We start from the raw sequence: 12842 nt of genomic DNA on the forward strand, positions 1-12842 counted from the left end.
ATGGCGAGCGACACCCATCCGGATCCTGACAAACTCGATGCGCTCGCCGCGCAGTGGGAGGCCAAGGCCGAGGACCTCGATCGGTTGCGCCTCGTCCCGTCGAAGGCCCTGAACCAGGTCGGCAACTGGCAGGGAAGCGGGCGGGCGGCGGCCACCCGCACGCTGCCCAATCTCGAGAAGAACCTCCGCAACACCGCCGAGTTGTGTCGCCGCTGGGCCCGACGGTTGCGCAAGATGGCGGACGAGATCCGCAAGAAGCTCGAAGAGCTCCGCAAACAGTCCCTCGTCACGATCCTGAGCGTCATCTTCGGACTGCTCTTCGGTTTCATCGTCGGTTTCGCGATCGGCCCGGCGCTTGCCGCGCTCGTCGCGGCGATGGCGCGGGCGGTCGCCGGTCTCGCCACGGCGCTGCGGGCCATCGTCAACCTGTCGTTCCAGTTCGGTATCGGCGCGGCCGTGTTCGGTTCCACCCAACTTGCCGCCGAGGTCTTCGCCCAGGCGATCGCGTCGCACGTCGATGGCAAGTTCGAGATCACCAACGAGAGTTGGATCAGCGTCGGTGCCGCCGCCGGTCTGGGCGGTCTGTTCGGACTCTCCACCCGGGGCCTCGGCAAGGTCGGCGGCGGTGGGCCGAAGTCGACCGACGTGCCGACGGTCAAGGGCCTGGACGGCACGAACACCGGTGGCCGACCCGGCGACACCCCCACCCCGGACGTGCGGACCGGTCGCGGCGACATACCGGGCGTCGGCTCGCCGGACGGCCCACCGCTCGGCGCACCACCCCCGTACAGTGCCCTCGGTGGCCGGCCCCCGACACCGGGTCCGGTCAGTGCCAGTTCGACGCCGCCACCGGTTCGCCCAGCCGGTGGGCGGGCGACCGCCGGTGGTGGTGCCGCGCCGACCCGGACCACCCGCCCCACCACAGTCGACCAACCCCCGCCCTCGGCGCCCGGCGGCGCACCGGCGCGGACCACACCGCCGCCGGCCCGCCTCGACGGCCCGGTGACCACGCCACCACCAGCCCGACCGCAACCCCGAGCCGGGTTGTCGCAGCCCGATACCCGGCCACCGGCGGTCGGCAACGGCAACGCGGCCAGCAGCCTGCCACCGCCCGCCCGCACCACCCCACCGCCGAAGGCCGACGCGGGTGCGCCACCCGTCGGCACGCGGACACCCGGTGGACCGGCGATGGCCGGAGTGGACGCGCCCGCGCCGCCTCCGCGTGCCGTCACCGCCGACCCTCGGCCGCCGTCACAGTTGACGCCCGAGCCGGTGCCCGCCACGCCGGGCGGAGGACGGTCGCCTGCCGCCAGCCCCGACTTGCCCGCCACGCCGGGCGGAGGACGGTCGCCCGCTGTCAGCCCCGACTTGCCCGCCACGCCGGGCGGAGGACGGCCGCCGGCCGCCAGCCCCGACCTGCCCGCCACCCCGGGCGGAGCGCGGGACCTACCCGGCAACGGCCCTGTCCGGGACGTGTCCCCGAACGCTCCCACACCGACCCGGTCCGGCACGCCGCCGCCCGGTCCGGGCGTGACCGTCGACCCGCCCGTGGTCCGGCCGGGCGGCGGCTCGGTGGCGGACGTTCCGCTGCCGGGCGGCAGACCTGCCGGAGGTACTCCCGACCCCACCGTGTCCGTTCCGCCGCCCGCCCGCCCGGTCCAGCCGGGTGTCGAGGGGAACCCGGTGAACACGCCCGGCGGCGGCACCATCGGCGGGGCCCCGCGTCCAGGGCGCCCCGTCGAGGGAATCCCGGCCAACCAGGTGGTCGACGTCCCCACGCCCACCCCGAGACCGGCCACCCCCGAGCCGTCCACACCGGTGCCACCTGCCGGGCAGCCCGGCCCACGGGGCAACCTCGCCGCCAACGACCTGCCGGCAGACGTCAGGACCCCGGTCACCACGCGACCACCGCTGGACCGGGCAACCGTCTCCGGCGAGCCGCCGGCCGTCCGGCCGGACACTCCGGTCACGTCACCCCGACCCACCTCGCACGCGACGACCCGGCCGGACGCACCCGAACAGGTCCCGGGCGACGTCCCGCCCGGCTCCCGTCCGGGCGGCACCAACGGCGACCAGCCGCCGGTCGTCGGACAGGGCAAGCCGACCACGGACACCGCCCCGGTGGGCGCGTCCTCGAAGGGCGCGCCGGAGCCGGGCAAGACGAACCCGGTGCAGGCCAACCTCGACGCGCGGATCCGCGACCTCATCGCCGAGGGAGGCGGCGGCAAGGGTCAACCCGGGGTGTCGCAGTCCAGTCGGCCGGGCACGCTGACCGAGATGCGCGCGCTGCGCGAAAGGATCCTCGCCGACAGCCCCGGCGGGCAGCCCACCGGTGGCAACGCCCTCGTCGTGCAGCGCCTGGACGATCACATCACCGCCCTGACCCCACGGCGGCCCGTCGGCGGCGACGCGCAGGGGGGCGCGGGTCGGCAGTTCAGTGGTCAGCCGGGGGTCGATACTCCGCTCAAGCAGGTCCCGCTGCCGACGAAGCCCATGCCCGGTGGTCCGCGGCACACCGGGCCCGACGGCATCGACGCTCGGGCGCCCTATCCGGACCAGACGCCCGTACCCGTGGTGGGGCCGAAGGGACCCGGCGGTCCGCGACCCGACCTGGAGGCGAAAGCCCCGGTCCCGCCACCTGCCGAGGCGCCACCCCCCAAGACCTCGGGCCGCGACCAGTACACCGGCGAGTGGGACTGGCACATCCGACGGGACAAGTTCGGCACCGAGTTCCTGTTGTTGCAACGTGGACCGGAGCAACCGCCGGGTGTGCGGCTCGGCGGATCCAGCGGCGAGCCGCACGGCCCGGGAGGGCTCGGCCGACCGCCCCGGACCGATCCGGTGGATCCACCCGACCCCGGCGCCGGGCGTCGCCTGGGCGACGGCAAGGCGGTCCGGGACGACCAGTTCGGTGTCTCGTCGAGACCGGCCGGGAACAACCAGGTCAGCGAATATCCCGCCCAGGTCCGGGAGATCAACGGGGAGAAGTGGGTCCGTCTGCCGGACGAGGCGGTGCAGGGCCGGCCCGGTGCCGGCAACCAGCAGTCGTCGGACCGCTGGATGCGGATGCCCGACCGGGACAACCGCGTCCTGCCGGACTCCGGCGGGCGCGCCCCGGAGGGCAGCTTCTACTCCTGGCAGGAGCACACCCCCGGCAAGTCCGCCGTCTCCGCCCTGGACCGGGGCCGGGGGCAGATGGTCGACGTCAAGGGCCGCCCCGGGTGGCAACTCAACCCACCGGAGCCCGCGCCGCTCGCGGTGACCTCCCGGCCGACCCCGGACATGCCCGGTCCCGGAAACCGGCTCGGCGGCGGGACGACAGACCGCCTGATCAACTCGCTGAAGGACTTCGGGGGAATGTTCCGTCGGGGCGGTGACGCACCGGCCCCACAACCGCCCTCCGTCGTCATCAAGTCGGCGGGACCGGGCGGCAACACCGGCGGCGGGATCGCACCGGGGGGCAGGGGCACCACCCCGGACGCGCCGGCCTCCGGCGGAAGCTGGAAGGGGTACGGCGAGGGCCAGCAGCTCGGTGGCCGGGCACCCCGGCCGGACGCCGACGGCAGCCCGGTCCCGCCGGGACGGCGGGGCCTGGACGGCGGCGGAACGGGACCGGGCCGAACCGGGGAGGTCGTCACTCCGCCCCGGTCGACCGACACGCCGACGCCGAGGACCGACACCGGCAGCCCGCAACCGGGCCGCTCGGCCGGGGCGGAGGGCGGCGGCTCGTCGCGTACCGGTGGATCGCAGGGCCCGCTGGGGATGCGGGAGCCGCGCACCGGCAGCCGTACCGAGACGGTGACCCCGGACCGGTACATCGAGCCGACGGTGGACAACCCGGCCTGGGCCACCCGTGGCGTCCGCGATGTCGGTGACGCGCCCCGGGGCGTCGGGGGCGAGACCCGGGCACCAGCCGGGCAGGGCGGCCAACGCTCGCCCTCCGGGACCGAGGGGGCACCGCCGAGCGGTGCCAAGCGTGTCCCGGACCGCGTCACGACCACCGACACCCGGACGCCGGCCGGGTCGCAGCCGGGCGAGGTCTTCGGGGCGCGGTCCGGTCCGGCCACCGCACCGGGCCCGAGGTCGGCCGGACAGCCCGTTGCGGCCCGCGACAGTCTGCACGGACAGATGGCGGACCTGGTGGAGGGCGCGGCCAAGCGCGCAGAGGTCAAGCCCGGCGGCGGACCCAAGCCGGGTGATGACGTCAACCTGGGCACGGGGACGCGGGCGGGCGAGAGTTCCCGTACGCCTGGAGACGCCACCAAGCCGCCGGGGCAGTCGCGGCCGGGCGAGGCGTTCGGGCAGCGTCCGGAGTCGGGGACTCGACGGTTGGAGTCGTCCCCGGAGCCGGAGCAGGTCACGCCTGGGAAGTTGCGTAAGGACCGGCCCGTCGGTGACCAGGGACGGCCGGGCGAGACCTTCGGGCAGCGTCCCGAGTCGGGCACCCGGCGGTTGGAGTCGTCGCCGGAGTCGGGATCGGCCGGGCTCGGGAAGGTGCGCAAGGACCGGCCGGCGGGCGACGCGGGGCGGCCGGGCGAGGCGTTCGGGCAACGTCCGGAGTCGGCGAACCGGCGATTGGAGTCGCCGCCGGAGTCCGGGCCGGTCAAGCCCGGCACGTTGCGCAAGGACCCGCCGGCCGCCGACCCGGCACCGCGACCTGGTGAGCCGTTCGGGCAGCGCCCGGAGTCGGGCACGAAGCGTCTGGAGTCCGCGCCGGGGCCCGGCACGGGACGGACGGAACCGCCGGCCGGGTCGTCGACGCCGCCTACCGGAACGCCCGAGCCGACGACGCCGATCCGGGATGGTCGGCCCGCGTCGACGACCGAACAACCGGCCAGACCGACGCCATCCCAGGTCGCGCCGGCCGAGGGCGGGCCTGCCGCGACGGTGCAGCCGGAGTCGGGTCCCAAGCCCGAGCCGGGCATTAGACCCGAGCCGTCGACCGGGCAGGAACCCGCACCGGCCAGAGGCGACGCGCCAGCGCCCGGATCGGCTGCTGACCGGCGGGCGCAGGCATGGGCGAACGCGTCGCCTGCGGAGATCGAGGTGCTGCGGGGCGGGGGTGCGGGCGCCGGGCTACGCCCCGACCAGCGGGTGAACGTGGTGCTCAACGACCGGATCTCGGCCGAGTACGCGAAAGCGGCCGAGGACGCGTTGCGGACCGAGCTGGCGGATCTGCGGGGTCGGGTGCGGACTCCGGGTGAGCCGATCTCGGAGTGGGTGTGGCGGGAACAGCGGATCGCGGAGATCGAGTCGAGGCTGGGCGGACGCGCTCCGGAGCCGGTGGACGTGCCGGTGCCGAAGGCGTCTGCGGGTGAGTCGCCTGCTGACCGGCGGGCGCGGGCGTGGGCGAACGCGTCACCTGCCGAGTTGACGGTGTTGCAGGGCGGGGGCGCGGGTGCCGGGCTGCGCCCCGACCAGCGGGTCAACCAGGTGCTCAACGAGCGGAACTGGGCGCGGCAGGCGGCTGAGATCGAGGCGGGTCTGCGGGCGGAGCTGGCGGATCTGCGGGCACGGGAGCAGTGGGGGCAGAACCCGTCCGAGGCGGAGCAGCGAATCCTCGATGGTGCGGGGCTGGGCGCGGGCGTGCGGCCGGATCAGCGGGTGCTGGTGGTGGAGGCGCTGCGGTCGTTCGCGCAGGGCGCCGAGACCTGGCTGGCGGGGCCGAAGGCGGCTGCGGCCGGGACGGCGCGGCAGGCCGAGTTGCGGCGGCAGGTGGAGTTGGCGCGGCAGGGCCTCAACCCGTACGGGGATGGTGGAGTCCGGGTCGTGCTGCACCGGCGTGGCAACCCCGAACTGCGGGCACCTGAGATCGACACGCCCGGTGCCCCCGCCACCACACGGGTGGAGCCGGACAGGCTGGAGTGGTTGTGGCGGGATCAGCGCATCGCGGAACTCGAGTCGGCGTTGGGTGTGCGTGCCGAGGTGTCGTTGCCGAGGCTGCCCGCGGGTGAGTCGGCTGCGCAGCGCAGTACGCGGGCCTGGAAGGACGCGTCGCCTGCGGAGCGGGAGATCTTGCAGGGTGGTGGTGCGGGGTTCGGGTTGCGGCCGGATCAGCGCGTCAACCTGGTGCTCAACGAGCGGAACTGGGCGCGGCGGGCGGCTGAGGTCGAGGCGGGTCTGCGGGCGGAGTTGGCGGATCTGCGCGGTCGGGTGCGGACGCCGGGCGAACCCATCTCGGAGTGGGTGCGGCGGTCCCAGCGGATCGCGGAGATCAGGTCGGCGCTTGGCGAGCAACCGGTCGAGGCGTCGGTGCCCAGGCCGCCTGCGGGCGAGTCGGCTGCGGAGCGGACCGCCCGGGCGTGGGAGAACGCGACTCCCGCCGAGACTGAGATCCTGCACGGCGGGGGAGCTGGTTTCGGGTTACGCCCGGACCAGCGGGTGAACCTGGTGCTCAACGAGCGGGCCTGGGCGCGGCAGTCCGAGCAGCGGTTGCGGGCGGAGTTGGCGGACCTGCGGCGGCAGGTGCGCACGCCCGGTGAGCCGATCTCGGAGTGGGTGTGGCGCTCCCAGCGGATGTACGACATCCAGGTCGCGCTGGGCGACCGTACGCCGGAGCCCGCATCAGTGTCGAGGCCGTCCGGTGCCGGACCGCGTCGAGTGGAGAACCCGACGCCCGCCGAGCAGGAGGTGTTGGCCGGTCGGGGTGCCGGCTTCGGGTTGCGGCCCGACCAGCGGGTGAACCTGGTGCTCAACGAGCGGGCCTGGGCGCGGCAGTCCGAGCAGCGGTTGCGGGCGGAGTTGGCGGACCTGCGGCGGCAGGTGCGCACGCCCGGTGAGCCGATCTCGGAGTGGGTGCAGCGGTCGCAGCGGATCGCCGAGATCCAGTCGACGCTGGCCGGGCGTACGCCGGAGCCGATCGTCGTACCGGTGCCGAGGCCGCCTGCGGGAACGTCGACCGCCGACCGGAGTGCGCGGGCGTGGGAGAACGCGACACCTGCGGAGCTGGAGGTCTTGCAGGGCGGGGGTGCCGGCTTCGGGTTGCGGCCGGACCAACGGGTGGACCTGGTGCTCAACGAGCGGGCCTGGGCGCGGCAGTCCGGGGCGACCGGGGTCGAGACGCCGACGATGCTGCCGCCGGAGCTGGCCCACCTCCAGGCGCGTTCCCGACGGATCACCGACCCGTCCGAAGGGGAGCAGCGGATCCTCGACGGCGAAGGTCTGGGCGCGGGCCTGTCGCCGGGACACCGGGTGCTCACGGTCGAGGCGCTGCGGTCGTTCGCGCGGGGCGCCGAGACCTGGATGGAGGGCCCGACGGCTGCTGCGGCCGGCGCCGCCCGCATCACCGAGCTACGGCAGCAGGTCGAGCTGGCGAGGCAGGGCCTCAGCCCGTACGGCGACGGCGGGTTCCGGGTCGTCCTGGACCAGCGCGGACGCCCGAGTGTCCAGCCACGCGACAGCGCCACGCCTGGTACCTCCGCCACCCGGGTGGAGTGGGAGGTCCTGGAACACGGCCGCGAGCCGGCGCCGCCGCGACCGGAGACCGTGGTGGTCACCGAGCACGACGCGTTGCCGCCGGTGACCGAGGAACCGGTCCCGCCGGTGCGGCCGGTCGAGAGTCCGTCGGTGATCCGCGAGCGCCCGGCAGGCGGGGAGTCGGCACCCCCGGTGCGGACGGTGGAGCGTCCGCCGCCTCCGACGGTGGAGCGTCCGTCGGTGCCGGAGCGGCGGATCCTGGCGGGTCAGCGTCTCGGCGAAGGGCTGTCACCGGCGCGGCGGGTGCAGACCGTGGAGGCGCTGCGATCGTTCGTGCAGCAGACGCGGACCCGCATCGACGACCTCACGGCGGCAGGCGGTCCAGCAGACCTGCGGCAGGCCACCCGGCTACGGCAGCAGGTGGAGGCGGCCGAGCAGGGCCTCAGCCCGTACGGGGAGCGGGGCGTGCGGGTGGTGCCCGGCCGGGACGGCCGACCGGAACTGCTGCCACCGCGTGACGTACGCGGCCTGCCGCTGACCGGGGCCGAACGGAGGGTGCTGGCCGGACAGGGGGCGGGCGAGGGCCTGTCGTACGACCAGCGGGTCGGCCGGGTGGTCGCCGAGCGCAACGCGGCCTGGCAGACCGAGCAGTTGCGGGTCGAGTTGGCGGAGCTGCGGGACCGGGAGCCGCTGCCGGACGAGCCGCCGTCGGATCAGGAGTGGCGGGCGCAGCACATCGCCGACCTGGAAGCCCTGGTGGGCGACGCCTCGGCCGGTGACCGGCCGGCCCCGTTGGTGCGGCCGGTCGCCCCGGTGCGACAGCCGCCACCGTCGGACGTCCGCGACGAGCCGCTGACCGAGGCCGAGCGGGAGGTGCTGGCCGGTCGGGGCGAGGGCCGGGGGCTGCCGTTCGACCAACGCATCGACCTGGTCGTCGGCGAGCGCAACTGGGCCTGGCAGACCGCGCAGGTGCAGGCGGAGTTGGCGGAGCTGCGCGCCTGGGACGCCCTGCCGGGCGGCTCGGTCTCGCAACGGTTGTGGCGCGCGGACCGGATCGCCCATCTCGAAGCCGTGTTGACCGGCGAGGTCACGCACTCCCACGACGAGCAGCCCGCGCCACCGGTCCCGGCGTCGGACGGACCCCCGCCGGTGCCGCCGGTGGTCGCCCCGTCCGCAGGCGAGCAGCGGATCCTCGACGGCGAAGGGCTCGGCGCGGGTCTGTCGCCGCTGCGGCGGCGGGACGTGGTGGAGGCACTGCGGTCGTTCGCGCAGCGCGGCCGGGCGGAGCTGGACGAACTGGTCGCGGTCGGCGCGGACGATGCCCGGACCGGACAGCTCCGGCAGCAGGTGGAGGCGGCCGAGCAGGGGCGCAGCCCGTACGGTGACCGTGGGGTCCGGATCGTGCTGGACCGGGACCGGCAACCGGTGCTGCTGCCCCCGCGTGAGCTGCCCGGCCCGCTGACCGAGGCCGAGTGGACGGTGCTGCGGGGCCGGGGCGAGGGCCGTGGCCTGACGTACGAGCAGCGCGTCACGCTCGTCATCCACGAGCGGGAGGCGGCGCGGCAGGCCGAGGAGGTCCGGCAGGCCGAGGAGGTCCGGCGGCGGCGCGAGCTCGACGAGGCGTTGCGGACGCGGCAGGCCGAGCAGGAACGGCGAGCCCGTGAGGCGCAACTGGCCGTACGCGCGGCTGCCGTCCCCGAGGGATACCAGATCCGGCACGAGCAGGCCGACACCTACCGGCTCTATCGGGGCGCGGCCCCGACGTCGGCGGAGGACGCGGGCGCACCGCTGGTGGCGGGTCGGGAGGCGTTGCGGGTCGACCGGTCGGTGACCGACATGAGGGTGGTGGGCCGGTACCTCCGTGCCCTGGACCCGGCGGTCACCCGTCGGCAGCAGGTGGAGATGCCGCGCACCGGGCGGCGGGTGACGCCGGAGAAACTGCGGTCGCTCGTGGACCGGCACCTGCCGGCGGGGGCGGTCATGGCCGTACCGGTCGGTCAGGTGACCGCCGGAACGCCGGTGCCGTTCCCCCGGCTGCCCGGCGGCGCGTCGGCGGACGACGGCTGGTATCTGGTCGACGAGGACACCACCCTGAGCGACAGGGTCCGGACCCGGCCGATGGCCGCCGGGCACACCCTGGTGGAGTACCCGAACCTGATCTGGATTCGCCCGCCCGGCGCCCCGGAGTCGGTGATCACCGGGTTCCTGGCCCGCCCCGACAACGCGAAGACGCTGGTGCTGGTCGGTGCGCCCGGGGGCAACCCACCCGGCGAGGTGTGGGACGAGCTGAGCACGTATCTGCGCGGCCTGCCGGAGCAGCGGTTGAGCCGGCTGGAGATGAAGGATCTGGTCGCCGAGCGACCCGACCGCCACCTGCCGGAGGACCGCCGGTTGGTCGAGTACCACGAGGCGGCGCGCCGGATCGGGCACGGTCTCACCGGTAAGCCCAGCCTGGAGGCCAAGGAGGAGCTCTGGGCGTACCTGTCGGACACGCTCAATCCGGCCGGGCCGGGACACGTGCCGGTGCCGGCGTTCGACCCGACACTCAACGCCCCCGGCCGTCCTGGCGATGGTAAGGGCCATGATCTGCACGGTGGCTTCGAACATCGTCGTTGGCGTCTGCTGCTCTCCGACAAGCTGGACACCTGGCAGGCCGTGGTCACCACGATGCGCCACGAGTGGGAGCACGTCGAGCAGTACTTCCTGATGGCCCGCTACCTGGCGGCCACCCACCGCACGGTGGCGGACCTGCGGCGGCACCTCGCCGTCGAGGACGACCGGGTGCTCCAGGCCGCGCTGGACGACCCGGCCGTGCCGGGCACCGACGACCACGAGTACGGCGAGCAGTTGTACCGGGGTCGGCTCGGTGCCGATCGGGGGGCGACCGAGGCGGTGGAGGCGCGTCGGAGCGAGCTGTACCGGGTGTACAAGGACGCCGTGCAGCGCAAGCGGGCCAACGACGCAGACCCGGCCCGGACCCTGCGCGGTGGGGCCGAACTGGCGCTCCAGACGATCCGTGCCAACGCCGCGTACGCCTCCGCACGCGTCGACTACGCCGCGCTGCCGCTGGAGGGCCCGGCGATCGAGCGGGAACGGCAACTGGACCGGCTGTTCGCCTGGGACACCATGCCGGATGAGGCGCCGGTCACCGTCGCCACCCCGCCCCGGCCCGGCCGCAGGGACGACCCCGCCCTCGTCGCGGGGGCCGGATCGGCACCGGACGAGCCCGCCGAGATCACCGCCAGCCCGCCCGATCCGGCCGAGACGCCGGTGGCGGTCGGGACGTGGCCACCCGAACTCCTGCCCGCCGCAGCGCTTCCCCTCCAGCACGAGCAGCGTTCCCTCTCGGCACCGGACCCGGCCGTTCCGGATCCCGTGTCGGAGGCCGCCAGAGACGTGGTCGGCGCGTACGCGCCGAGACTCGTGCAGAGCCGCTGGAGCGTGATCGGTGCGTCGGGCCGGTCGACGGGGCGGTTGACCGAGCTGCTCTCCACCGAGCGCCTCAGGGCCGTCCCGGCCGCACAATTTCAGGCCGGTGTGATCATCCGCCCGGCCCGGTCCGGAAGGTCCGGGGACGACCGGTTCCGGTTGGTCGTGCGGGCCGAGTCGGCCGGCCCCTACCGGCACGTCGATTCGGCTGACGGTGCGCATCGCTACGACGCATCTCTGCTGGTGACGGTGCGGTTGGAGCACACCGGGCCGGTACCGCCGGGACTTCCGAGCCTCGAACCGGTCACTGATCTGCCACAGACCCGTGCGGTGCTGCTCGATCAGCAGGTGACGGTGCCGGACCAGATCCTGACGCAGCCGAAGCTGCGGATCGATCGCGACGGCGTCGCGCCGGTGCCGGCACTGCCCGGCGGTCCGCAGGAGACGCTCGGGGCGCTCGGCCTGCGGTCGCTGGCGGTGACCACGGACGCCGTAAGGAACGGACAGATCCAGGTCAGCGCGGTCGTCCCGACGTCGGTGCGTGCGCTCAACGACGCGGTGATGGCGGAACTCCACTCGGGCCGCTGGACCGGCCGCCGGTCGGCGAGTGCCCGGGGCGGCGTCCGGCCCCACCGGGCGGTGGCCGACCCGGTCATGGTGGACGAGATCCATCACGCACTCTCCGCGCCGGGGCTGACCGCGCTGCTGCCCGACGCGCTGCGTGGATCGGGTGTGGCGGCGGGTCCGATCCGGATCGAGCTGGCCATGTTCGGCGGCGTACGCCTCGGCCGGTCGGATCGGGACGGCACCAGCCGCGAGCGGATCCGGGTGGGGCTGCTCGCGCAGGTGACTCCGACGGGTTCGGCGGCAGCGCCGCCACTGGCGGTCCGGCTGGACGGTGCGGTGGAGCTGTCGGTGTCGCCTGGCGACGCCGACCGGATCATGCGCGACGCCGTTCCGCTGCGCGACGAGTTGCCCACCTACGAGCGGGCGGCGTCGACGCTGAGCGCCGAGCAGCGGAGAGCACCGTCGGCCTCGGGGCTGAGCGCCGACCAGCACCGGACGCTCACCGACGCGTTGGGTGGCCCCGACGGCTGGGACCGGTTGCTGAGGAGTCAGCCGAACGGGTTCGACGGTGCGGGGTTCTGGCGGCTGGCGAAGCTGCTGGAGGTCATCGGTGAAGACGACCTGGTGGTCGAGGATGCCCGGCTGACCCGGTTGCTGCGGTGGGTGCAGCTCATCGAGCGGGTGCCGGAGCCGGGCCGGATCGAGCCGTTGGTGGTGGCGGCGGTGCTAACCCACAAGCGCGGCGGGTTGGCACACGCGGAAGTCGAGCTGAACCGGGCGAAGCAGGCGCACTGGTCGGCCGAGTACCACCACGGCTACTGGCAGACCAAGGAGACCGCCCTCGACGGTGCGGCGGAACGCCTCCAGACCCGCGCGGACGACCTCCGGCGTCGGATGGAACACGACCGGGAGCGGCTGGCCGACCATGCGGCCCTGGTCACGGAACTCGCCGATACGCAGGAGGAACTGGCCAGGGCGGCGGCAGACGTCGACAGGATCCGCGACGCGCGGACTGCCGCCGCCGCCCGCGTACGTCATGCCGCGCGGGAGATCGCCTCGCAGCATGTCGAGATCGAAGGCCGTCGCCGGGAACTGTCGTCGCTCGGCGCGAACCCGACCGGTGCGGTTCCGGGACTCCTGCGGGCCTGGTACCTGCTCGCCGTGGAACTCGGGGTGGATCCGTACGCGCTGGAGGTGTTCGGTGGCGAGCTGGCCGCGACGGCGGCCGGACGCGACGACATCGCGCCCGACGAACTGCTGGCCGAACTGCGGTGGCGGCTGCGGCCGTACGGGGTGTACACCGACCACGATCTGGGCCTGCTGGCCGACATCGGCCGCCGGCTGATTCTGGACCCGGCCGACCTGCCGGTACTGCGGTGGCTCAACGCCCGGGGCGTGTCGTTGGAGTTGTTGGACGCGCTGCCGGCGCA

1 protein-coding gene (cut by a window edge) is annotated in these 12842 nt (G+C 74.7%); it reads left to right on the forward strand.

The features are described from left to right. Positions 1-12842, forward strand: partial view of a hypothetical protein gene (locus ACQVFL_RS03280; RefSeq protein ID WP_431728661.1) — the 5' end (the start) only. Its footprint extends 35629 nt past the window's final position; 12842 of the gene's 48471 nt are visible here — the first part of the coding sequence; its start codon is at positions 1-3; its stop codon lies beyond the right edge, outside the window.

Source organism: Verrucosispora sp. TAA-831, assembly GCF_050780145.1.
In the GTDB taxonomy this organism is placed as follows: domain Bacteria; phylum Actinomycetota; class Actinomycetes; order Mycobacteriales; family Micromonosporaceae; genus Micromonospora.